Below are 23,216 nucleotides of genomic sequence, written 5' to 3'. Positions count from 1 at the left end.
TAATGCACGGCCCCGCAAAGGAAAACGGGTCCGTGCAGGAGAGCACGAACCCGAACTGACTTCAGCGCCTAACGCGCATCGACAGTCTACTCATGGGATTGCGTCGAGCGACGTTCGCGTATCAGATTGCGAACCCACCGCCACGCAAAGAACACCAGCATCAGCGCAAACACCACGATGATCACATCTTCGAACACATTGAGCACGCCGAGAATGGAGCACCACTGGTCGCCGAGCATGTAACCGGCGGTGACGAGCACCGTGTTCCAGATTGCCGAGCCGAGGAAGGTCCAGCCGGAGAACTTCGCGAAGTTCATCTGGTTGAATCCGGCCGGAATCGAGATGAGCGAGCGAACAACGGGAATCACGCGTCCGATGAGCACCGACCAGGTGCCGTACTTGTTGAACCATTCGTTTGCCTTGTTCACATCCTTGCGGCTCACGCCGGGGATCCTGTCGACTGCCTTGTGAATGCGGTGGAGACCGAACCAGCGCGCAATGCCGTACAGCGCCCAGGCGCCGAGCAGCGATCCCATTGTCGCCCATAGGATCGCACCGAACAGGCTCATGCTGCCACGGGCAGCGGTGAAACCGGCGAGGGGCAGAATGATCTCGCTGGGAATGGGAGGGAAGATTGACTCGAGGGCGATGGCCAATGCCACGCCCACACCGCCCACATGTTCCATGAGAGAGACGAGCCACGCCGTCATGGCGCCGATCAGGCCATCGGAACTCGTGGCGCATTGCAGTTGGGCCTCAGCCAGGGTAACAGTAAAGTGCATGCTTTGATTGTCCCAACGTTTTTCGACAATCAAAGGCATGAGCGCACCACTTTCGCAACATCTTGACAACACCGACACACTCGCTGACCCATTACCCGCTCTCGGCATGCCGGGCCTGCTTGTGATGGATGTCGATTCCACGCTCATCGATGAAGAGGTGATCGACGAACTCGGCGAGGAGGTGGGTGTGGGCGACGAGATCGCGGCCATCACCGCGCGGGCGATGAACGGCGAGCTTGATTTCCGGCAGGCATTGGACGAACGGGTGGCGCTGCTGAGAGGGATGCCAGCACAGATCTTCGATCGCGTGTACGAACGGTTGCATTTCACCAATGGCGCACATGAACTCATCGACACGCTCCATGCGCATGGCTGGAAGGTGGGGGTCGTCTCAGGTGGCTTCCACGAAATCGTCGACAGGCTCGCAGCAGACGCGCATCTCGATTACCACATTGCGAACCGACTGGGCGTGGATGCCCGCCGCGGCATGCTCACCGGCGAAGTGGTCGGTGATGTCGTGACCAAGGAGGTCAAACTCTCCCGGCTACGGTCATGGGCTCAAGAGAACGACATCGCGCGCATCCAGACGGTTGCCGTGGGCGATGGCGCGAACGATCTGCCCATGATCGGCGCTGCCGGACTGGGCATCGCATTCTGCGCCAAACCCACTGTGCGCACGGCGGCCCCCCACACGATCGACGAGCGCGATCTTCGCAAGGTGCTTGATTTCCTGCAGTAGCAGAACAATGTCCGCTGCCGGGCAACCGCAGCAATTCACTAGAATGCCCGGAGTCGGCACCTCGATGAAAGCCGGCTCCGGGCATTCTGGTGAGACACGTCAGTCGAGATAGGCACCTTCAGCCAGATGTGCGCCGCGGGCCCACTCCGGAGCCCCCATCTCTCGCTTGCCCGCGGCCTTGACAACCAGCAGTTCCAACGGGTCGGTGGAAGTGCCCACCCACACGTGATGCTTGGTGACGTGCAGCTCACCCGGCTTGAGATTCCGAGGTGATTCATCGGCCGTCATATCGGCCGGGATGGCCTTCGACACATGCAGCGTCTCGTTGGCATCATCACCATGTGGATGTAGATTCGCCCATGCCCCCGGCGCCGGCGTGCAGGCGCGAATCTGGCGATCAAGCGCGAAAGCCGGCACGTCGAAACGCATGTGGGCATCCTGCGTGGTGATCTTGGCGGCGACATCGTAGGAGCCTGCCGGCTGATCGACGGCGTTGACGACTCCTTCGTCAAGGGCCTGCAGCGATGCCGCAAGCAGACCGGCGCCATCTTCGGCGAGACGGTCGAGCAGCTCGCCGGCATTCTCATGCGCACCTATGGTCACCGTGCTCTGCCCGAGCACCGGCCCACGATCCATACCTGCAGTGATGCGGAACACCGAGCATCCGGTCACTTCGTCGCCAGCCCAGATCGCGCGCTGAACCGGAGCGGCACCACGCCACTGCGGCAGCAGCGAGAAATGCAGGTTGTACCATCCCAGCGGCAGCGCCTCCAGCACCGATTCACGCAGGATCTTGCCGTAGGCCACCACCGCCGCACATTGTGCTCCGGTGGCCTTCAATGCGGAGAGGAAGCATTCGTCGGCCGGATCGCATTCGATGACATCGAGGCCAAGTTCACGAGCGGCCATTTTCACCGGGCTGGGCATAATCTTACGGCCGCGCCCCGTGGGCGCGTCAGGCCGGGTGAGCACTGCGACCACTTCGAAATGCTCGGTGTCTTTGGCCAACATACGCAAAGAGGGAACCGCCACCTCCGGGGTTCCCGCGAACAGCACTCGTAACATTGATGTCCTCTCTTCCGCCCGTGCAACTCATGGGCTGTGGTTTTCACTGAATCCCAAGCATAGTACGCACAAGGCGCAGGCAGTCGGCTTACGGTCACAGCTGAGTCGGATGCCGCCTCACAGCAGATCTTTCGGGTCCATTCTGAACCGCAGTTCCCCACTTTCGCGAGAGGCCACGTGACGCGCCACCTCAGTGCGCAGCCGCAATGCGAGTTCGGCACGTCGGGCATGCGAGACGCGCACGACCGCCTTCACCCTATCGCCCATCTCATCGAGTTCACGGGCATCGATCGTGCGATCTGGAGCGAGAGGGGTGATGCCGAGCAGTGAGGGGACCTTCCCTTCTCCGCTTTCCACCCATGCCCAATCTCCGTTCGCAATGCCTATGTTGTGCAGGGCACGTTCCACCGCATCACGTCTCCCCCAAATGCAGGCGGCACTGACGATTGGGGGCAGCCCCGTCGCAATGCGGTCCGCGAGCTCATTGCTCGCAACCACGCGGGGATCCCAGAGCATGAGCGAACGAGCCAGAGTCGGATACGTCTCGCCGATCAGCAGTCCCCTGCCTCCGGCGGCACGTGATTTGCACAGCGACATCGCCTGCATCCAATTGGACAGCACATCCACGCGAGCATCGAGACGCAGATCGTACAGACTCGTCCAGGCATCGAGAATCGCCACCGCCTCGTAGGCTCCCGTCGTACCATCTTGCGTATGCACCATGGGTTCGCATCCGGGAGTGGCGACGACAATGCGCGGGGCGGCATCCACATGATCCACAACCCCTTGGCTTTGGCTCGACACGAGCATGGGAACGCCACGGAATAGGCCCTGCAATTCCTGCACGGTTCCCACCGCCCCCACACGGATCACGCGCAACCGCTCTGCTCCGCAATGCCTGCAATGCCAGTCCACTGCTGATGCGCCACACCAGCTGCATCGCGGGGCATCGGCCCCGGGAATACGCACCAATGGCCCGCTGCAACGCAGGCATCGAGCCAGTTGCAGGCACTGCGCGCAACTCAACGACTCGGTGACGCCATCGTGCGGTATGGAGAACAGCATGGGGCCATGCTCAAGCGCCTTCGACAGCACACGCACCGCAGTGTGCGGTACCCTGGCACCGACGCTGGGATCGGCGAGCCGGTTGAGTTCGTCACGGTTCAGCCACCGTACCGGCGGTGCCTGGCTTTTAATCACATCGGAAAAGCCGTGCACCGCCACACTCGGACCAGCGACCTCCGACACGACCGAGGAGGTTTGGCTTTCCCATTCACTCAACACGCTACGCGCCCTTCCGATTGCGACGAAGACGCCTCCATGGAGCTTGGCACGCAGACGGCACACACCACGCGCATTCGCATAGGGCATGAGGCCATCCGCATACTGGTAGGCGTCGTCGTCCACAATCGCAAACAGCGCCTCGTCCGGTACGGGCGCATACATGGCCGCCCTCGTACCCACCACGCAAGTGACCCGCCCCTCGCCAATCGCCAGATACGCCCGGTATCTGTCGGCCGGCGAGAGCGCTGCACTCAACACCGCGATGTCACCCTCGTATATCTGCCTGGCATTTGGCGCAAACACATGGAGTCCCATGTTCTCCAGCGCATGCACCATGCTCCACACCTCACGCATGCCGGGCATCACCAGCACGGCGGATTTCCCCGCCCCCATGGCGGTGAGCGCCATCCAGGCCAGTGTCCGTTCCCATGCACCGACCCCCGGAAGGGCATCGATGACGAACGCCGAGAACCCCTGCGGTGCGGTGAGTGAGGCACGTAGGGTCTGTGCCTGCTCATAGGCTTTGGCGATCACGGGGAAATGGTCTTCGGCACGTGAGGCGAAACGACCCCTGCGATCAACCATCGGCGAATCGGCATAGGACGCCTCATCGGCAGCCGACTCCACGTCGCTTGCCGATTGCATGGTGGCATTGGGCTCCTTCTCCACGCCGGCGACCCTGCCCGGCATGGCCACGCGCAGCACGTTCGCTATGGTGCCGCCGTAGGCATTGGCCACGGCGGTGATGTCACGGCGCATCTGGCTCGGTACGAGCACGCGCGGCGAAACGACCTTCTCGATGTAGCGAATGGCATTTGTCGGCGTATCGCTGTCGTTCACCCGTTCCCAAATAATGCCGCTGACGCGCTGGCCTCCGAATCTGACCCGGACCAGAACACCCGGCTGAGCGGCTTCGCTCATGCTGTCGTCGACGAAATAGTCGAAGGGCTGCCCCAGATGCGTGGCCTGCACATCCAGCACCACCCGCGCCACCGGCAGCTGGGCAGCAGGCTTTCTGGGCGCTGCCTTGCGCGGCGAGCGCCGCCGCATGCCCATGCCGTCGAAAGCCGGCTGCATCGCTTCTTCGGGTGTTCCACTCATAGTGCCCCAGTCTAGGCTCTCCCCTCATTCAGGTAAAGGCGTCAGCATGCGCGTGTCCAGCTCCATACATACGAAAAAGCGGCATGCGTATGAGCATGCCGCTTTCCACGTGGGCGTCAGCTTACCGACTCAGTGGTTCGGCCACCATGGACGCAACGGGTAGGTGTCAGTGCCCTCATCGTTTGGTTTGATGGCGAGGAACTGATGCACCTGAATGTTGTTCATCTCGAAATTGAACGCGCAACCGGCCATATAGAGCCCCCACAAACGGGCCTTCGGCTCACCGACGAGCTTGACGGCGTCATCCCAATGCGCCACCAGATTCTCGTTCCAACGGTGCAGCGTGAGTGCATAGTGCTGGCGGAGGTTCTCCTGATTGATCACCTCGAAGCCCGTGTCTTGGATCACCATCTCGATCTCGGCCGGTGAGGAGAGCTCGCCGTCCGGGAATATGTAACGGTCGATGAACTGACCGGCTTTCTTGCCCTGATGCGAGTTGCACCGGGTGATCTGGTGGTTGAGCAATTTGGCGCCCGGCTTGAGCTTGGCGTAGATCTCCTTGAAATACGACGGGTAGTGCTTGTGCCCGACATGCTCCATCATGCCGATGGAGCAGATGCCGTCGAAATCGCCTTCGGGAACGTCACGATAGTCCATGAGTCGCACCTCGGCGAGGTCCTCCAGTCCTTCGTCTTTGATCCAGCGCTGAGCCCATTCGACCTGCTCCTCGCTCAGCGTGACGCCGAGGGCCTTGATGCCGCGCTTGGCAGCTTCGATCACCATGGACCCCCAACCGCAACCTATGTCGAGCAGTCGTTCTCCCGGCTGGAGTGCGAGCTTGTCGAGCACGAGGTCGATCTTGTTCTTCTGCGCGGCCTCGAGCGACATGAGCGGGGAGTCGAACACCGCGCAGGTGTAGGTCATGGATGGTCCCAGGAACATCGAATAGAATTCGTTCGACTGATCGTAATGGTAGCTCACCGTGGCCTCGTCGCCGGCCTTCGAATGCGGCAGCAGTCCTTCGCTGATGCGGCGGGCACGGCTTGGGCCCTCGATATCGGGAGGCGCGGGACGGTGGAACCCATGGGAGGCCACCGAAGCGAGCGCCTTGGCCAGTTGGGCTGGATTTGGTGTACGCAGGTACGACTTGAGCGGTACGAGTTCCTTGAACAGCGCATATGGATTGCCGGGCACGAGCTGCGGCGAATCGATGTCCCCCTGCAGGTAGGCGCGGGCCAGGCCGAGCTCGCTCGGCGCATTCACCATGTAGTAGATGGCGCGCGAGTTCTTCACCTGCAACGTCAGCGGAGCATCGTCGGACCCATACGACGACCCATCGAAACTTTCAATATGCACAGGTGCACCCGGCTTGAGGAACAGCTCGATCATCTGTGCCACGGTCATTGCGGCCATATTCATCTCCTTTGGAGATTCCTTGCTGCACGGCGCATTCGGTGCAGCTGTTGCATTGAGATATGCCGTTGCCCATCCTGCATAAGCAGCTTGCCGGGATGGACTTGGTGGTATTCGTATCAGTCGACGAGGGTGGCGATGGCCCGCTTGAGCTCATCGACCTTGTTGGTGTGCTCCCAAGTGAAGTCATCGTCCTCACGTCCGAAGTGGCCGTACGCAGCCGTCTTCGAGTAGATCGGACGCAGCAGGTCGAGCTCGTCCACAATCGCGGCAGGACGCAGATCGAACACCTTGCGCACGGCTTCCTGAATCTGCTCGCGGGTCACGCCGTCCGCCTCGGTGCCGTAGGTCTCCACATTGATGCTCACCGGCTCGGCCACGCCGATGGCGTAGGCAACCTGCACCTCGACCTTATGGGCCAAACCCGCGGCCACGATGTTCTTGGCGACCCAACGTGCGGCATAGGCCGCGGAACGATCCACCTTGCTCGGATCCTTGCCCGAGAACGCGCCGCCGCCATGATGGGCCGCACCGCCATAGGTGTCGACGATGATCTTGCGACCGGTCAGCCCTGCATCCGCTGCCGGACCGCCCATGATGAACGAACCTGTCGGATTGACGAGCACGCGGTAGTCGTCGTGCTTCACCGCATCCCCCAGCACCTCATCGAGCACCGGCTCGATCACATGCTCCCGCAGATCCTCGCGCAATGCCTCCTGCGAGACCTCGGGATCATGCTGTGTGGAGATGAGCACGGTATCGACGCGCAGCGGCCTGTTCTCCTCGTCGTATTCAATGGTTACCTGCGTCTTGCCGTCGGGGCGCAGGAACTTCACCTCGCCGTTCTTACGCACCTCTGCGAGCCGATATGCCAGGCGATGTGCCAGATGGATCGGCAATGGCATGAGCACATCGGTTTCGTCGCTTGCATAACCGAACATGACACCCTGGTCGCCCGCTCCTTGTGCCTCGTAGCGCTCCTCGCGCGAGACGGCGTTCTCCCGGTCCGAGTCGATCCGGGAAACACCTTGGTTGATTTCAGGGCTTTGTTCGCTCAGTGAAACAAGAACGCCACAGGAATCCGCATCCAGACCAATCACCGAGCTGGTGTACCCGATCCTACGCACTGTGTCGCGCACAATGCTCTGGATGTCGGAGTACCCTTTGCTCGTCACTTCGCCGAACACCCAGAACTGGCCCTTCGTGGCGGATGTCTCCACCGCCACATGTGAATGCGGGTCCTGGCGGAGCATGTCGTCGAGAATGGCGTCGGAAATCTGATCACAGATCTTGTCGGGATGTCCTTCGGTAACGGATTCCGCGGAGATCAGCTTCACTTCTGCCATGACTCCTCCTCTCTATTTCAATATGCGGGCGTTTGTCTCCACAATTCAATCACATCTTCGCTACTTTCATACGCAAGCGTAACTTAGCACCACCTGGATTCGCGGTCAAACCGGGTTGGCCGCCAAAACAAAAACGCCCCACCAATATCCGGCAGGGCGCACATGCATGTTCGTGAAAGTCTAGTTTCCTTCGCTCAGATCGTCTTCGCCGAGCGTCTCCTCAAGCAGGCCTTCGTTGATCTCGCGGAACGCGATCGACAACGGCTTCTCCTGGCTCTTGTACTCGACGAGCGGACCGACGTTCTGCAGCAGACCCTCATTGAGCTGCGTGAAGTAGGAATTGATCTGGCGAGCACGCTTGGCAGCGAAAATGGCCAATGCGTACTTGGAATCCGCATGCTCCATGAGGTCGTCGATCGGCGGATCCGCAAGACCGGTCGGGATAGGCTCAGTGCCGAATGCCATTTGAAATCTCCAAATCACTAGCAAATGCTTATGCAAAGGTTCAGTATACCTCAAGTCGACGAAAATAGGCAAACTCTGACAGATGTACCTATTCTGTTGAGATTATGGCCGAAAATTCCAGCATGCGGAAGCCTTGCCCACTCTCCGCGAAGTTCGAGTTGAATAGATGCTTATGGAAATGCGATCTGCAAAAATCATGAACGGACGAATGTTCGCCGGTGCCCGCGCGCTCTACCGTGCGGCCGGCGTTGACAGCAAGGATTTCGGCAAGCCGATCGTCGCCATTGCCAACTCCTTCGACGAATTCGTCCCCGGGCACGTACATCTCAACAAAGTTGGGCGTCTCGTCTCCGAGGCCGTGAAGAAGGCCGGCGGCATCCCGCGTGAGTTCAACACGATGGCCGTCGACGACGGCATCGCCATGGGGCACACCGGCATGCTGTACTCCCTGCCTAGCCGCGAGATCATCGCCGATACGGTGGAATACCAGGTGAACGCGCATTGTGCGGACGCGCTGATCTGCATCTCGAACTGCGACAAGATCACACCGGGCATGCTCATGGCGGCATTGCGTCTCAACATTCCGACCGTGTTCGTCTCCGGCGGCCCCATGGAAGCCGGCACCACCGTGCTGCCGGACGGCACCGTGAAGGAGAACACCGATCTCATCGACGTCATGTACGCCTCTGCCGACGACTCCATGAGCGACGACGACCTCCTCGCCTTCGAGCGCACCGTGTGCCCGACATGCGGCTCATGCGCCGGCATGTTCACCGCGAACTCGATGAACTGCCTCACGGAGGCGATCGGCCTTGCACTGCCCGGCAACGGCACGGTGCTCGCCTCGCACGGCTACCGCAAGCAGCTGTTCGAACGGGCGGCACAACAGGTGGTCAAGATCGCCAACCAGTACTACCAGCATGACGACGAATCCGTGCTCCCCCGTTCGATCGCCACGAAGCACGCCTTCGAGAACGCCATGACGATGGATGTGGCGATGGGCGGCTCGACGAACACCGTGCTGCACATTCTCGCGATGGCACAGTCTGCGGACGTCGACTTCACACTCAATGACATCGAACGCATCTCGCATACTGTGCCGTGCATCTGCAAGGCATCGCCATCCGGCGAATGGGAGATCTCCGACGTGCACCGAGCCGGAGGCATCACCGGAATCCTGGGTGAGCTCGACCGTGCCGGCAAGCTCCACCGCGATGTGCATTCGATCGACTACCCCTCGCTCGAGGCCAAGCTCGACGAGTGGGACATCATGCGCGACTCCTGCACCGAATACGCCAAGGACTTCTACAGGGCGGCTCCGGGCCACATCGTCTCCCCCGAGCCATGGACCCATGAGACGAAATTCGATTCGCTTGACACCGACCGTGTGAACGGCGCGATCCACGACATCGACCATCCCGCCGTGACCGAAGGCGGTCTCGCCGTGTTGCGCGGCAACCTCGCCCCGGATGGCGCCGTGGTGAAGACCGCAGGTGTGCCGAAGGAGATCTGGAAGTTCCGTGGTCCCGCGCTCGTCGTCGAATCGCAGGAGCAGGCGGTCGAGGTCATTCTCAACGACACGCTGAAACCAGGTCAGGCACTCATCATCCGTTATGAGGGACCGAAGGGCGGCCCGGGCATGCAGGAGATGCTCTACCCGACCTCGTTCGTCAAAGGCAAGGGCATAGGCAAGGACGTCGCACTGATCACCGACGGCCGCTATTCGGGCGGCTCCTCGGGCCTGTCGATCGGCCATGTGGCGCCTGAGGCGGCGAGCGGCGGCAACATCGCGCTCGTCGAGAACGGCGACATCATCACCATCGACATCCCGAACCGCACGATCAACGTCGAGCTGACCGACGAGGAACTCGCCGAGCGCCGTGCCAAACTCGAGGCCGGCGATGGCTATGTCGCACACCGTGATCGCAAAGTGAGCCAAGCACTCAAGGCCTTCGCCGCCTTCGCCAGGTCGGCCGACAAGGGCGCCACCCGCGACCCCGAGCTCATCGACCGTCTTTCGGGACTGGCCTGATTCGGCTGGGAATCCTCGATACCTAGAACCTATGCGAGTGGGGGTGCCACCGATTTCCTCGGTGGCACCCCCACTCGCATTCGATGCCGCATGCCGTCAGTCGGTATCCTGTGGCAAGCCGTATTCCTGTGCGATGACATTCCACAGGTCCCGTGCCGCTTTGTCCACCTGCTCGTTCACGATCGTCACATCGAACTCGGGCTCCGCCGCCAGCTCCACCTTCGCGGTCTCGAGCCGCTTCGCCTGCTGTTCAGGCGTCTCCGTCCCACGCCCGATCAGACGTTTCTTGAGCTCGTCGAAGCTTGGTGGCGCGATGAACACGTAAACCACGTCGAGTCCGAGTTCCTTCGCGCGCTCCTTGACGCGGCGCGCACCCTGCAGGTCGATCTCGAGGATTGTCGGCACGTTCCCTGCCAAGTGCTCACGTACGGGTTCCAACGGCGTGCCGTAGTGCGCCATGCCATGAACGACGGCGGTTTCGAGGAACTCCCCCGCCTCCTGCCTGCGCAGGAATTCGGGTTCGCTTATGAACCAGTAGTTCACGCCATCGCGTTCCCCCGGCCGTGGATCGCGCGTGGTGGCGGAGACCGAAACCCAGACCTCCGGATGCGCCTTGCGTAACGCCGTCTCGACGGTGCCCTTGCCCACGGCTGTGGGGCCGGTGAGTACGATCAGCCGGCCGCCTTGCCGCTCGGTTGCCTGCGATTGCCGGGATTGTTCGCTCATTGTTCCTCCCAAGTGCGCAATCCTTTCGGATTCGCCATGTGTCCGCGTGGCGCCGTCGACGTGCCGTCGATGGCTTCGCGCAATGCCTTGCGTACATCGGCGGCAATGGTCTGGGTGCTTTCGATGAGCGCGTCCATGTCGGGCCCGCTTTGCGAAATCGCGCGGGACACCGTCACCAACACATTGCCGTTGGTGCCATGGAACACGTTCTTCAGATCGCTGCCCTCCGCACCTTGCCAACCGTAGCCCGGCGAGAGGATCGGCCCCGTGAAATCGCCCGGTTCGATGCCGCTTTCCTGCAGCCATTGGCTGATGGTCGCGCCAATGATGAGTCCGACCGAACCGAGGCCCTTCACTGATTTATTGTACTTCTGAGCGGTCGCGGCGATGCCATAGGCCACCGTCTTGCCTTTGTACTCGCCATTCTGGCGGATTGCGGTCTGCAGACTCGCGCCCTCCGGGTTCGACGTGAGCGAGGCGATGAAGACTCCCCTCCCATTGTCAAGCGCATCGTTGATCACACCACCGAGCGACCGCGCACCGTAGTATGGCAACAACGTGATCGCATCGGCAAGCATGGGCGCATCTGGCTTGAAATAGGCGTCGGCAATGGCCGAGATGGTGGTCGACAAGCCGCCATGCAGACAGTCGACAATGGTGATGAGCTCCATCTGGCGGGCCGCGTACAGGGCGCGTTCCAGCGCCACGAAACCGCGGGAGCCGTAGCGTTCGAACATGGAGAGCTGGAACTTGACGGCTGCGGCCCTGCCGCTGGCCGCCTGAAGCATACGCATGGCGAAGAGCTCCGCGCCTTCGGCGTCGACGCTGTACCCCCAGTTCTCGAGCACGCCCCTATGCGGGTCAATGCCCACGCATAGCGGCCCGTATTGCTTCATTGAGTTGCTCAGCCGCAATCCGAAGTCGGAGTGCATGGCCTCGCGTTCCTTGTCTGTGAGCGATTGTGTCATTGCGCCCGCGCTTCCTCTCCTTCTTCCTTGTGCTTGCGTTCGAGTTCGTAGAGCTCACGGGAGTGCTCCTGAATGCTCATCACCTCGTAGTCGTTCTTCTTCACGGCTTCGATGGCCAACAGCACCGCGGAGAACTCCGTCATCGTTGTGTACTGCGGAATGTCGGCGGCAATGGCCGCGGCACGGATCGAATAGCCGTCGGATCGGGAGCCACGGGAGTTCGGCGTGTTGAGGATGAGATCGATCTGGCCTTCCTCGATGAGCTCGACGACGTTCTTGCCAACGCTACCCGCGGCATGCTGGATTTCAATCGGATGCTCCGGATCGGTGTCCACCCGGCTGTGAATCTTGTCGACGATCTTCGATTCGATGCCGTAGCGGCGCAGCACCGATGCGGTGCCCTCGGTGGCCCAGATCTCGAACCCAAGCTCCACCAGACGCACGGCGAACAACGGCAGCTGACGCTTGTCGGTGTCGTTCACCGAGATGAACACGTTGCCGTTCGTCGGCAGTCCCCCCTCGTAGGAGGCCAGCTGGCTCTTGGCGAAAGCATGCGGGAAATCGCGGTCGAATCCCATCACCTCGCCGGTGGAACGCATCTCGGGCCCAAGCAGAATGTCGACGGTCTTGCCGACCGGCGTGCGGAAGCGCTTGAACGGCAGCACCGATTCCTTCACGGCGACCTGCTGGCCGAGGCGCACATCGCCGCCATCGCCATAAGGCAGCAACAAGCCGTTCTCACGCTGCTGCTCAATCGTTTCGCCTGCCATGATGCGGGCCGCGGCCTTCGCCAGAGCCACGCCGGTGGCCTTGGATGCGAACGGCACGGTGCGCGAAGCGCGTGGATTCGCCTCGATCACATACAACGTGTTGGCCATGAAGGCATACTGCACATTCATGAGACCGCGTACCTGGCAACCCTTGGCTATGGCCAGGGTCGCCTCGCGCAGACGTCGAATCTGGTCGTCGCTCAGCGTGCTCGGCGGCAATGTACAGGCAGCGTCGCCGGAATGGACGCCCGCCTCCTCAATGTGTTCCATGATGCCGCCGATATACAGTTCCTCGCCATCGAACAGCGCATCGACGTCGATTTCGATGGCGTCCTGCAGGAACTTGTCGATGAGCAACGGGGAGGGAAGACGCCCCGACACCACGGTGTCGGCTTTCGCCTCACTCAGTGCGCGGTTCACATAGGTCTCCAGCTGCGCATCGTCGTACACGATCTCCATGCCGCGGCCGCCGAGCACGTAGCTGGGGCGCACCAGCACCGGGTAGCCGATGTTGTGGGCGGCCTCACGGGCCTCTTCGAGGCTCAGCGCGGTGCCGAAACGCGGCGCGTTGAGATGTTCCTGACGCAGCACCTCACCGAACAGCTCACGGTTCTCGGCCAAGTCGATGGCCTCGGGGGTCGTGCCGAGAATCGGCACGCCGGCGGCCTTGAGACGTGCGGCGAGCGAAAGCGGCGTCTGGCCACCGAGCTGCACGATCACACCCTTGATCGGGCCCTGCTTCTTCTCGGCCTCATAGATCTCAAGCACGTCTTCGAAGGTGAGCGGTTCGAAATATAGGCGATCCGACATGTCGTAGTCGGTGGACACGGTTTCGGGATTGCAGTTGACCATGATCGTGTCATAGTCCTTGCCGAGCTCCTGCACAGCGTGCACGCATGTGTAGTCGAACTCGATGCCCTGGCCGATGCGGTTGGGTCCGGAGCCGAGAATGATCACAGCCTCGCGTTCCCTCTTGCGCAGTTCGGTCTCATCGGCATAGCACGAATAGTAGTACGGTGTTTGCGCGGCGAATTCGGCGGCACAGGTATCGACCGTCTTGAACACCGGGTGCAGCCCGTAGTTCCAGCGCAGTTCGCGAATCGTGTTTTCGCCTTCGTCACCGAGTCTGCGCAGATGTGCGATCTGCACGTCCGACAGACCAGCGAGCTTCGCCTTCCTGAGCAGGCGCTTCGAGAGCGTCTCTGCGCCGCGCACCTGCATGGCGGTAGCGTTAATCTGGAAGAACTGGTCGATGAACCACGGGTCGATCTTCGTGGCGTTGAAGATTTGTTCCGGCGTCGCACCTCCCCAGATCGCACGCATGACCTGCAGGTAACGGTGTTCGGTGGGAATGCGCATCTGCTCGAGCAGCTCGTGCACCTCGCCCTCGCTAGGCTTCTCGCCGTCCCAGCTGAAGCCCATATGGCGTTTGTCTATGGAGCGCATGGCCTTCCCAAGCGACTCCTGGAAGTTCCCAGCCAAGGCCATGGCCTCGCCCACCGACTTCATCGAAGTGGTCAGCGTCGGATCGGCGCCCGGGAACTTCTCGAAAGCGAACCGCGGCACCTTGGTGACCACATAGTCGATGGTGGGCTCGAAGCTGGCAGGTGTCGACCTCGTGATGTCGTTCTGGATCTCGTCGAGCGTATAGCCGAGCGCGAGCTTCGTGGCTATCTTGGCGATCGGGAAGCCTGTGGCCTTCGACGCCAGCGCGGAGGAACGCGATACGCGTGGGTTCATCTCGATGACGATGATGCGGCCCGTGTCGGGGTGAATGGCGAACTGGATGTTGCAGCCGCCGGTGTCGACACCCACACCGCGAATGATTGCGATGCCAATGTCACGCAGCTTCTGATACTCGCGGTCGGTCAGCGTGAAGACCGGGGCGACGGTGATCGAGTCGCCGGTGTGCACGCCGACCGGGTCGACGTTCTCGATCGGGCAGACGACCACGACGTTGTCGTTGCGGTCGCGCATGAGCTCGAGCTCGTATTCCTTCCAGCCCTCAATGCCCTCTTCGATGAGCACCTCGTCGGTCGGCGAATAGTGAATGCCAGCACCGGCGATGCGGTGCAGCTCCTCGGTGTCATGCGCGATGCCTGAGCCAAGGCCTCCCATGGTGAACGACGGACGCACGACCAGCGGGAAGCCGAATCGTTCGGCAATGGCGTCCACTTCCTCCAAGGTGTGGGCGATGTCGGAGCGCGCCGACTCGGCGCCTGCCTCCTTCACCACCTTCTTGAACGACTCGCGGTCCTCACCGCGGTCGATGGCTTCCAGCGAGGCGCCGATGAGCTCCACATTGTATTTCTTGAGCACACCGGCCTCGCCAAGAGCCACTGCGGCGTTCAATGCGGTCTGGCCGCCAAGCGTGGGCAGCAATGCATCCGGGCGTTCCTTGGCGATGATCTTCTCGAGAATGGGAGTCGAGATCGGGTCGATGTAGGTGGCATCGGCCATCTCCGGATCGGTCATGATCGTGGCGGGATTCGAGTTGACGAGAATGACCCGCACGCCTTCCTCGCGCAGCACCCGGCATGCCTGGGTGCCCGAGTAATCGAATTCGGCCGCCTGGCCGATCACGATCGGGCCGGAGCCAATGACCATCACCGACTTGATGTCTGTGCGCTTAGGCATTCGCGTTCTCCTCCTTGGAAGCCTTGGAATCTCGGGAATTGTCCATCATGGAAACGAAGCGGTCGAATAGATAGGCGGCATCATGCGGTCCAGCCGCCGCCTCGGGGTGATACTGCACCGAGAACGCCGGAATATCGACGCACTGCAGGCCTTCCACCACATTGTCGTTGAGATCGACATGGCTCACGAACACCTTGCCGTACCGACCGTTCTCAAACGGGGCGTCCACCGTCTCACCGATTGGCGCATCCACTGCGAAGCCATGATTGTGGGCGGTGACCTCCACCTTGCCTGTGGTCACATCCTTGACCGGTTGGTTGATGCCACGATGACCGAACTTGAGTTTGTAGGTGCCGAACCCAAGGGCACGCCCGAGCAACTGGTTGCCGAAGCAGATGCCGAAGAACGGGTAGCCGGCGTCGAGCACCTGGCGCAGCAACGAGACCATCTGGCCGGCCTGTTCCGGGTCGCCCGGCCCGTTCGAGAAGAACACCCCGTCGGGGTTGAGTTCCTGAATCTCATCGAAGGTGACGGTGGAAGGCAGCACGACCACACGGCAGCCTCGCTCGGCCATGCGGTGTGGGGTCATGGCCTTGATGCCCAGATCGACCGCGGCCACGGTGAACAACGGCTCCTTGCCTTCGAAGTCGCCAGCCGGCTCGACCACGTAGGCTTCCGGGGTGCTCACCTCGTCGTAGAGGCTCATGCCCTTCATCTGCGGGGTTCGTTGCACCTCTTCGAGCATGTCGGAAATCTCGCGGGGCTCGCCGTTGGAACCGACAAGCGCCGCTCCCGAGAAGATTCCCGCACGCATCACACCTGCCGAGCGCAGGTGTCGCACGAGTTTGCGGGTGTCGATATGCGAGATGCCCACGATGTGGTTGGCCATGAGATCGTCATCCAACGACCCTGCGGCGCGCCAGTTACTCACCACCATGCTCGGGTCGCGCACCACATAGCCCGCGACCCAGATGCGGGAGGATTCCAAATCGTCATCGTTGACGCCGGTGTCGCCGATGTGCGGGAACGTCTGCACCACGATCTGACGATCGTAGCTCGGGTCGGTCAGTGTTTCCTGGTAGCCGGTCATCGCGGTGTTGAACACGATCTCCGCGCAGGTGGATCCCGTGGCACCGAATGGCTCGCCAACGTACACCTGCCCGTCTTCAAGCACGAGAACGGCATCCTGAGCCGTGTATTCATTCGCCGGATCGAACTGAGTCACCATACCCCCATTCGTCAAAAGTATTTGAGGAAAGCGGCCGGTTGAGAGTCGCGATCCGGCCGAACGCGATTACCTGCTAATTGGTTTGGTCGGATTCGTCCTTGTCGGAATCATCCAATGGTGTGGACTGCGGGGACTGCTTGTCCTTCGCCGCCACAATGGCACTTAACACACCGTGAATGAACGAAGGGGCCGCATCGTCTGACAACGTCTTCGACAGATTCAGCGCCTCGTCAATGGCCACCTTGTCGGGCACATCGTCGTTGTAGAGAATCTCCCACGTCGCAATGCGCAGAATGTTGCGGTCGATCGCATGCATGCGCTTGACCTTCCAACCGGTGGAATGCGTATTGAGCTGGGAATCGATGTCACGCCGGTGCTCATCCACGCCACGCACAATCTCAATGGCGTATTCGGGAAGCGGCGTCTGTGCACCGGGCTGAGCGATGCGTTCATCAAGAAGGGACAGGAAATCCTGCCCCTTCTCATCCGCTTCATACAACGTGTTCAGAGCCCTGCGACGAGCGGTCGAACGTGCCATACAAGCTTATCCTTTTCTTCACTGTGGGCGGGGCACCGGCATGCGATGCCAATCCCCGCCCGCAAGTCCTGCTTCTGTGAGTGCGAGTGGCCGATCTCAGTTCTCGCGGCCCAGGTAGGAGCCGTCGTCGGTGTTGACCTTCACCTTCTCGCCCTCGCCGATGAACAGAGGGACCTGGATTTCGGCACCGGTCTCGACGGTGGCCGGCTTGGTGCCCGCGTTCGAACGGTTACCCTGCAGACCCGGCTCGGTGTGGGTGATGGTGAGCACGACGGATGCCGGCAGTTCCACCGACAGCGGCTGGCCGTCGTGGAAGGAGACGATGCAGTCGGTGCCTTCGAGGAGGTACTTGGCCTTGTCGCCCACGAGCGTCTTCGGAATCATGATCTGGTCGAAGGTGGTCATGTCCATGAACACGAAGTTGTCGCCGTCCTCATACGAGTACTGCAGCGTGCGGTTGTCGACGGTCTCGAAATCCATCTTCATGCCGGCGTTGAATGTCTTGTCGACGATCTTGCCGGAGAGCACGTTCTTGATCGTGGTGCGCACGAAAGCGGGGCCCTTGCCCGGCTTGACGTGCTGGAACTTGATGACCTGCCAGAGCTGGCCATCGAGATTCAGAATGGAACCGTTCTTGATGTCGTTAGTAGTCTGTGCCAAATTACTCACCTATTCGTGTCGACTATACAGCTATATAGAGCCTTGCATATTATGCCAGCACCTCTCTACAGTCATATGTGCACTGTTGTACACCGTTTTCGTCGTGCACGCACGTTCGCGTCCATTTCTCAGACCTGCATCGCCTGGTCATCGCACCGCATTTTTCTGTTCGCCCGGCGGCAATACACGGCATCTTCGCACCATTCCACAGATTGACGGGGTATATCAACAATCTGTATGCCGTCTGCACACCCGTGCAGTGCAAGGAGTAAGGATGTCCATGTCAGAGGAAATCAAAGATTCACGCATCACCGATGCACTCGCGAACCGCCGTTCGGTCATCATCGTCGGTCGCGCCACCATCGCCGCCAAGCTCGCGCTCTTCGAGTCCCTGCTCGCGAATCTGCCCGAATCCGCAAGACTCGGTGTGATCGATGAGAGCGGCGCGTTGGCCGAGATTCCCGAGAACGCCACGGTGATCGATGCCAAGCTCAAGGGTGTCGATGCGATCCACCGCATCATTCGCGATGACAAGCTCGATACGATCGCCTGCCCAAGCATGCGCCGCGGCGACATCGTTCGCATGCTGATGGATGTCTCCGGTCAGGAGAACGGTCAGGTGCTCATGATAAACGGCAATATCGACGATGCCACGCAAACGCTCACCTCCGATCTGCCTATGATCCTGCTCAAGAGCTCGCCGTCCGGCCACACCGAGTTCTCCGACGCCGCCATCAAGGCAATGAATCCGGTGGTCATCGAACTCTCCGCCGACGATTCGATTCGCACGGTCACCGAAGTGGATCTTCATGCCGAGGGCCTCAACACCATCGACGTGAGGTAACGCGAACACTCCCGGTTTGCTGTGTGGATGCACACTTGAACATGACGAATTTTGTGTGCATCCACATAGTATTTGTATGGAATCGTGTCATAGAATATGCGGGTCGCCCGAATTCAGGGGCATTGCGGAAAGGTTTTTCTATGGTACGGAGCAGAACCGCTCAACTCATTTTCCAATCGTTCTACTGTGCATTCGGCATAGTGGGAATACTCGGCAGCTTCGGCATGTATGACGGCAGCTTCGACAACGTGTTCTACGTGTATTTCACGAACCTGTCGAATTACCTGTGCATTGCCGTCATGTTCTTCGAACTCGTGCAGACGGCCAACCGCAAGCAAGACGGCTATGTGAAGCTCTCCCCCGCCTTGAAGTTCATTTCGGTCACTGCCATTCTCCTCACGTTCTTCGTGTTCAACCTGCTGCTTGCCAATGCACCGGATCGCAACCCGCTCGAGAACTTCAAAGTCACGAGCATCACGTTCCATGTGGTGCTGCCGCTCATGTTCGTTGCCGATTGGCTCCTGTTCTACGAGCATAGGAAAGTGAAGTGGACGTACCCGCTCTATTCCACGGTGTTCCCGCTTGTCTACCTCGCCTTCGTCTATATGCGCGCGTGGCTGGTCAACTTTGACACCGCGGTGCCGAAACTCTACCCGTATTTCTTCATCGATGCCAATCAGCAGGGCATTGCAGGCGTGGTGCGTTGGTGCCTGATTCTGCTTGCCGCATTCATTGTGCTCGGTTACATTCTGATGGCCGTGGACCGTATGATGCCGGCCGCAAAGGAATCCACACCCATCGATTCCGCCGACTGAGCCACTGACTGTTTTTTATTGAGCTTTGCCGTTTCTGGGCGCCGCTGTTGCGGCGCCTTTTGTTATTTGTAGATTGCGGTGCTCCTTTTCTCCCCTTGGTGAATTCCACCCGAGCTGTTGCCATTCGGCAACACGATAGACGATCCCCTGTGTTGACAGATATGCGCAAGGACACTTCGGAATCGGTGCCTTCGGACAACGCAAAAGGCCCCACAGTTTCCTGTGGAGCCTTTTGGGAACGCTAGTTCATGCGCGTCTGTCGCACGCTTGATTCATTGGAATCAGGCGAGGATCTTGGTGACACGGCCCGAGCCGACGGTGTGGCCGCCTTCACGCACTGCGAAGGTGAGGCCCTCTTCCATAGCGATCGGCTGGATCAGCTCAACCGTGAAGGTCGCGTGATCGCCAGGCTGAACCATCTCGACGCCTTCCGGCAGCGTGATGACGCCGGTGACGTCGGTGGTGCGGAAGTAGAACTGCGGACGGTAGTTCGAGAAGAACGGCGAGTGACGGCCGCCCTCATCCTTGGTAAGGACGTAGACTTCGCCTTCGAACTTGGTGTGCGGGGTGACCGAACCCGGAGCAGCCACGACCTGGCCACGCTCGACGTCGGTGCGGTTGATGCCGCGGAGCAGCAGACCGGTGTTGTCGCCGGCCTCGCACTCATCCATCTGCTTGTGGAAGGTCTCGATGGAGGTGACGGTGGTGGTCTGGGTCGGGCGGATGCCGACGATCTCGACGTTCGTGTTGATCGGCAGCTTGCCGCGCTCGACACGACCGGTGACGACGGTGCCACGGCCGGAGATGGTGAAGACGTCCTCGATCGGCATCAGGAACGGCTTGTCGAGGTCGTGGACCGGGGTCGGGATGTACTCGTCGACGTCGTCCATGAGCTCCTTGATGGTGGCAACCCACTTGTCGTGATCCGGAGCGTCGTCATGCAGAGCGCCGTAAGCGGAGGTGTGCACGACCGGGCAGTCGCGGTCGAAGCCGTTCTCGTCGAGGAGGTCGCGGACCTCTTCTTCGACGAGCTCGATGAGCTCTTCGTCATCGACCATATCGCACTTGTTCAGAGCGACGAGGATCTTCGGGACGCCGACCTGACGGGCGAGCAGCACGTGCTCGCGGGTCTGGGCCATCGGGCCGTCGGTGGCGGCCACAACGAGGATGGCGCCATCCATCTGGGCAGCGCCGGTGATCATGTTCTTCACGAAGTCGGCGTGGCCCGGGCAGTCGACGTGGGCGTAGTGACGCTTGGCCGTCTGGTACTCGATGTGGGCAATGTTGATGGTGATACCACGCTGCTGCTCTTCGGGAGCGGCATCGATCTGGTTGAAGTCGTACTCAGGGTTCAGATCCGGGTACTCATCGTGCAGAACCTTGGAGATTGCTGCAGTCAGGGTCGTCTTGCCGTGATCGACGTGGCCGATGGTACCAATGTTAACGTGCGGCTTAGTACGCTCGTACTTTTCCTTTGCCATATGTTTTTGTCCTCCTGGACGTTCTCGTAGTAAGCCTTGATCACTCAAGGCACTTGCTACATTTTACTGGGTTTCTGGGTTTTTGCCACTTTGGACCCGAACCCAGTCAGCGCTACAGAATTCTAGCGCCGACTGGAGACAGGTTCAAGTTGTGTTGTGCGTGATTCGTAACGGATGTCACTCGCCACGCTGGGCCTTGATGATCTCGTCTGCGACGGCCTTCGGGACCTCAGCATACGAGTCCATCTGCATGGTGAACATTGCACGACCCTGGGTCTTGGATCGCAGGTCGCCAATGTAGCCGAACATCTCGCTCAGCGGCACCTTTGCGTCGATGACCTTGACACCGGTGGCGTCGTTCATCGACTGGATGGAGCCACGACGGGAGTTCAGATCGCCCATGACGTCACCCATGTACTCTTCCGGGGTGCGGACCTCGACGGCCATGATCGGCTCGAGAATGACCGGCTTCGCCTTCGGGGCGGCTTCCTTGAAGCACATGGAGCCGGCGATCTTGAAGGCCATTTCCGAGGAATCGACGTCGTGGACCTGACCGTCGGTGACGGTGGCCTTGACACCAACGACCGGGAAGCCGGCGAGAATACCGGATTCCATGGCCTCCTGCACACCGGCATCGATCGAAGGAATGAATTCCTTGGTGATGTGGCCGCCGGTGACCTCGTTCACGAACTCGTAGACTTCGCCGTTCTCGGTGTCGAGCGGTTCGAAGTTCATGAGCACCTTCGCGAACTGGCCGGAACCACCGGTCTGCTTCTTGTGCGTGTATTCCTGGTTCATGACGGCCTTGCGGATCGTCTCGCGGTAGGCGACCTGCGGCTTGCCGACGTTGCACTCCACCTTGAACTCGCGGCGCATGCGGTCGACGATGATGTCGAGCTGGAGCTCGCCCATGCCGGAGATGAGGGTCTGGCCCGACTCCTCATCGGTCTTCACCTGGAAGGTTGGATCCTCGTCGGAGAGCTTGGCGAGGGCCAGGCTCATCTTCTCCTGATCGGCCTTGGTCTTCGGCTCCACGGCCACCTCGATCACAGGATCCGGGAAGGTCATGGACTCGAGGGAGATCGGGTGCTTCTCGTCACACAGCGTGTCACCGGTGGTAACGTTCTTGAGGCCCACGAAGGTGTAGATGTTGCCGGCCTCGGCTGCGTCTACCGGGTTCTCCTTGTCAGCGTGCATCTGGAAGATCTTGCCGACGCGTTCCTTCTTGCCCTTCGTGGAATCGAGCACGTTGTCGCCCGGCTTGACGGAGCCGGAATAGACGCGCACGAACACGAGCTTGCCATAGAACGGGTGCGTCGAGATCTTGAACACAAGGGCCGAGAACGGGTCGTCCATGGTGGGCTTGCGGTCGATCTCGACGGATTCATCGGACGGATCGAAGCCGACGATGGAAGGAACGTCCTCCGGGCTCGGCAGATAGTCAACAACGGCATCGAGCATCGGCTGCACGCCCTTGTCCTTGAAGGCGGAACCGCAGAGCACCGGATAAGCCTCGCGGGCGATGGTGAGCTGACGGATGGCGCCACGAATCTCCTGCTCCGAGAGGTCGCCGTTCTCGAGATACTTCTCGAGCAGCTCCTCATCGGTCTCCGCAACCTGATCGAGCAGTTCGGAACGGTACTGCTCAGCGCGTTCCTTGAGATCGTCCGGAATCTCCACGGTGTCATAGTGGGCACCCTGGTCGTCCTTGATGTCGTTCCAAACGTATGCCTTCATACGGATGAGGTCGACGACGCCCGAGAAATCGTTCTCAGCACCGATCGGCAGCTGGACGACGAGCGGAGTCGCACCAAGCTTCTCCTTGATGGTGCTCACCGAGTAGTAGAAGTCGGCACCGAGCTTGTCCATCTTGTTGATGAAGCAGATGCGCGGAACGCCGTACTTGTCGGCCTGACGCCACACGGTCTCCGACTGGGGCTCCACACCCTCCTTGCCGTCGAACACTGCGACGGCGCCGTCGAGCACGCGAAGCGAACGCTCCACCTCGGCGGTGAAGTCCACGTGGCCAGGGGTGTCAATGATGTTGATCTGGAACTTCTCGTCCGGATCATGAGTCTGGCGGTTCCAGAAGCAGGTGGTCGCAGCGGACTGGATGGTGATGCCGCGTTCCTTCTCCTGAGCCATGAAGTCCATCGTCGAAGCACCCTCGTGGGTTTCGCCGATCTTGTAGTTCTTACCGGTGTAGAACAGAATACGCTCGGTAGTGGTGGTCTTGCCGGCATCGATGTGTGCCATGATGCCGATGTTACGAACCTGGTTGAGGTTGGTAAGCACGTCCAGTGCCATGAATGTTCCTTAACT

The 23,216-nt window shown here is 60.5% G+C and carries 18 protein-coding genes; 4 read left to right on the top strand and 14 right to left on the bottom strand.

All coding sequences use genetic code 11. The features are described from left to right. Window positions 1–86: 86 nt before the first annotated feature. Entirely contained in the window at window positions 87–710 is a 624-nt protein-coding gene (locus OGI63_RS04815) for a DedA family protein (RefSeq protein ID WP_004269070.1), read from the bottom strand. A gap of 109 nt (window positions 711–819) precedes the next feature. Between OGI63_RS04815 and serB the strand changes: the two genes are divergently transcribed. Beyond that, window positions 820–1,521 (top strand): phosphoserine phosphatase SerB, encoded by a 702-nt coding sequence (serB, locus tag OGI63_RS04810; RefSeq protein WP_004218899.1) that lies wholly within the window; start codon window positions 820–822, stop codon window positions 1,519–1,521. A gap of 99 nt (window positions 1,522–1,620) precedes the next feature. Here the strand turns inward: serB and fmt are convergent, their stop codons facing one another. From fmt to rpoZ, 5 genes are all read right to left on the bottom strand, one after another. Beyond that, window positions 1,621–2,586: a methionyl-tRNA formyltransferase gene (gene fmt / locus OGI63_RS04805; RefSeq protein WP_012619951.1), complete on the bottom strand. Its 966-nt coding sequence runs from the start codon at window positions 2,584–2,586 to the stop codon at window positions 1,621–1,623. A 117-nt stretch (window positions 2,587–2,703) separates the two neighbouring features. Next, a complete protein-coding gene (locus tag OGI63_RS04800; RefSeq protein WP_004218896.1) occupies window positions 2,704–4,947 on the bottom strand; it encodes a primosomal protein N' in 2,244 nt (747 codons plus the stop codon). A gap of 153 nt (window positions 4,948–5,100) precedes the next feature. Further along, entirely contained in the window at window positions 5,101–6,384 is a 1,284-nt protein-coding gene (locus tag OGI63_RS04795) for an SAM-dependent methyltransferase (protein ID WP_004218891.1), read from the bottom strand. A gap of 119 nt (window positions 6,385–6,503) precedes the next feature. After that, window positions 6,504–7,730, bottom strand: a complete 1,227-nt coding sequence (gene metK / locus OGI63_RS04790; RefSeq protein ID WP_004218890.1) for a methionine adenosyltransferase — start codon at window positions 7,728–7,730, stop codon at window positions 6,504–6,506. A 180-nt stretch (window positions 7,731–7,910) separates the two neighbouring features. Beyond that, window positions 7,911–8,195: a DNA-directed RNA polymerase subunit omega gene (gene rpoZ / locus OGI63_RS04785; RefSeq protein WP_004218889.1), complete on the bottom strand. Its 285-nt coding sequence runs from the start codon at window positions 8,193–8,195 to the stop codon at window positions 7,911–7,913. Window positions 8,196–8,367: 172 nt separating this feature from the next. Between rpoZ and ilvD the strand changes: the two genes are divergently transcribed. After that, window positions 8,368–10,227, top strand: a complete 1,860-nt coding sequence (ilvD, locus tag OGI63_RS04780; protein WP_012619949.1) for a dihydroxy-acid dehydratase — start codon at window positions 8,368–8,370, stop codon at window positions 10,225–10,227. A 96-nt stretch (window positions 10,228–10,323) separates the two neighbouring features. On the opposite strand, the gene gmk is transcribed toward ilvD, so the two are convergent. The 6 genes from gmk to efp form a co-directional block, all read right to left on the bottom strand. After that, window positions 10,324–10,953, bottom strand: a complete 630-nt coding sequence (gene gmk, locus OGI63_RS04775; RefSeq protein ID WP_004218887.1) for a guanylate kinase — start codon at window positions 10,951–10,953, stop codon at window positions 10,324–10,326. Next, window positions 10,950–11,921, bottom strand: a complete 972-nt coding sequence (pyrF, locus tag OGI63_RS04770; protein ID WP_004218886.1) for an orotidine-5'-phosphate decarboxylase — start codon at window positions 11,919–11,921, stop codon at window positions 10,950–10,952. The genes gmk and pyrF overlap by 4 nt, the downstream gene beginning before the upstream one ends. Then, window positions 11,918–15,328 carry a carbamoyl-phosphate synthase large subunit gene (gene carB, locus OGI63_RS04765; protein WP_004218885.1) on the bottom strand — a complete coding sequence of 1,137 codons (3,411 nt, stop codon included), beginning with the start codon at window positions 15,326–15,328 and terminating at the stop codon, window positions 11,918–11,920. Before carB ends, pyrF begins: the two co-directional genes overlap by 4 nt. Then, window positions 15,321–16,556 (bottom strand): glutamine-hydrolyzing carbamoyl-phosphate synthase small subunit, encoded by a 1,236-nt coding sequence (gene carA, locus OGI63_RS04760; protein ID WP_004218884.1) that lies wholly within the window; start codon window positions 16,554–16,556, stop codon window positions 15,321–15,323. The genes carB and carA overlap by 8 nt, the downstream gene beginning before the upstream one ends. Window positions 16,557–16,629: 73 nt before the next feature. Then, a complete protein-coding gene (gene nusB, locus OGI63_RS04755; protein WP_004218883.1) occupies window positions 16,630–17,094 on the bottom strand; it encodes a transcription antitermination factor NusB in 465 nt (154 codons plus the stop codon). A 96-nt stretch (window positions 17,095–17,190) separates the two neighbouring features. Beyond that, entirely contained in the window at window positions 17,191–17,754 is a 564-nt protein-coding gene (efp, locus tag OGI63_RS04750) for an elongation factor P (RefSeq protein WP_004218881.1), read from the bottom strand. Between the two features lie 274 nt (window positions 17,755–18,028). Between efp and OGI63_RS04745 the strand changes: the two genes are divergently transcribed. Next, a complete protein-coding gene (locus OGI63_RS04745; protein ID WP_004218880.1) occupies window positions 18,029–18,598 on the top strand; it encodes a hypothetical protein in 570 nt (189 codons plus the stop codon). A 140-nt stretch (window positions 18,599–18,738) separates the two neighbouring features. Continuing rightward, on the top strand, window positions 18,739–19,413 hold the full coding sequence (locus tag OGI63_RS04740; protein WP_004218879.1) for a Pr6Pr family membrane protein: 675 nt from the start codon (window positions 18,739–18,741) through the stop codon (window positions 19,411–19,413). A 281-nt stretch (window positions 19,414–19,694) separates the two neighbouring features. On the opposite strand, the gene tuf is transcribed toward OGI63_RS04740, so the two are convergent. Together tuf and fusA are read right to left on the bottom strand one after the other, a co-directional pair. Beyond that, entirely contained in the window at window positions 19,695–20,894 is a 1,200-nt protein-coding gene (tuf, locus tag OGI63_RS04735) for an elongation factor Tu (RefSeq protein ID WP_004218878.1), read from the bottom strand. A 177-nt stretch (window positions 20,895–21,071) separates the two neighbouring features. Continuing rightward, window positions 21,072–23,201 carry an elongation factor G gene (gene fusA / locus OGI63_RS04730; RefSeq protein WP_004269068.1) on the bottom strand — a complete coding sequence of 710 codons (2,130 nt, stop codon included), beginning with the start codon at window positions 23,199–23,201 and terminating at the stop codon, window positions 21,072–21,074. Window positions 23,202–23,216 lie beyond the last annotated feature (15 nt).

The sequence above is a fragment of the Bifidobacterium sp. KRGSERBCFTRI genome (genome assembly GCF_025908335.1).
The sequence above is the reverse complement of the archived record's forward strand: the minus strand, read 5'-3'. Positions and strand labels throughout refer to the sequence as shown.

What these genes read in the sequence shown, in the direction of transcription:
- OGI63_RS04815 (WP_004269070.1), bottom strand. Translation starts at nt 710, where the DNA reads ATGACGGCGTGGCTCGTCTCTCTCATGGAACATGTGGGCGGTGTGGGC.
- serB (WP_004218899.1), top strand. Translation starts at nt 820, where the DNA reads ATGAGCGCACCACTTTCGCAACATCTTGACAACACCGACACACTCGCT.
- fmt (WP_012619951.1), bottom strand. Translation starts at nt 2,586, where the DNA reads ATGTTACGAGTGCTGTTCGCGGGAACCCCGGAGGTGGCGGTTCCCTCT.
- OGI63_RS04800 (WP_004218896.1), bottom strand. Translation starts at nt 4,947, where the DNA reads ATGCAGCCGGCTTTCGACGGCATGGGCATGCGGCGGCGCTCGCCGCGC.
- OGI63_RS04795 (WP_004218891.1), bottom strand. Translation starts at nt 6,384, where the DNA reads ATGGCCGCAATGACCGTGGCACAGATGATCGAGCTGTTCCTCAAGCCG.
- metK (WP_004218890.1), bottom strand. Translation starts at nt 7,730, where the DNA reads ATGGCAGAAGTGAAGCTGATCTCCGCGGAATCCGTTACCGAAGGACAT.
- rpoZ (WP_004218889.1), bottom strand. Translation starts at nt 8,195, where the DNA reads ATGGCATTCGGCACTGAGCCTATCCCGACCGGTCTTGCGGATCCGCCG.
- ilvD (WP_012619949.1), top strand. Translation starts at nt 8,368, where the DNA reads ATGGAAATGCGATCTGCAAAAATCATGAACGGACGAATGTTCGCCGGT.
- gmk (WP_004218887.1), bottom strand. Translation starts at nt 10,953, where the DNA reads ATGAGCGAACAATCCCGGCAATCGCAGGCAACCGAGCGGCAAGGCGGC.
- pyrF (WP_004218886.1), bottom strand. Translation starts at nt 11,921, where the DNA reads ATGACACAATCGCTCACAGACAAGGAACGCGAGGCCATGCACTCCGAC.
- carB (WP_004218885.1), bottom strand. Translation starts at nt 15,328, where the DNA reads ATGCCTAAGCGCACAGACATCAAGTCGGTGATGGTCATTGGCTCCGGC.
- carA (WP_004218884.1), bottom strand. Translation starts at nt 16,556, where the DNA reads ATGGTGACTCAGTTCGATCCGGCGAATGAATACACGGCTCAGGATGCC.
- nusB (WP_004218883.1), bottom strand. Translation starts at nt 17,094, where the DNA reads ATGGCACGTTCGACCGCTCGTCGCAGGGCTCTGAACACGTTGTATGAA.
- OGI63_RS04745 (WP_004218880.1), top strand. Translation starts at nt 18,029, where the DNA reads ATGTCCATGTCAGAGGAAATCAAAGATTCACGCATCACCGATGCACTC.
- OGI63_RS04740 (WP_004218879.1), top strand. Translation starts at nt 18,739, where the DNA reads ATGGTACGGAGCAGAACCGCTCAACTCATTTTCCAATCGTTCTACTGT.
- tuf (WP_004218878.1), bottom strand. Translation starts at nt 20,894, where the DNA reads ATGGCAAAGGAAAAGTACGAGCGTACTAAGCCGCACGTTAACATTGGT.
- fusA (WP_004269068.1), bottom strand. Translation starts at nt 23,201, where the DNA reads ATGGCACTGGACGTGCTTACCAACCTCAACCAGGTTCGTAACATCGGC.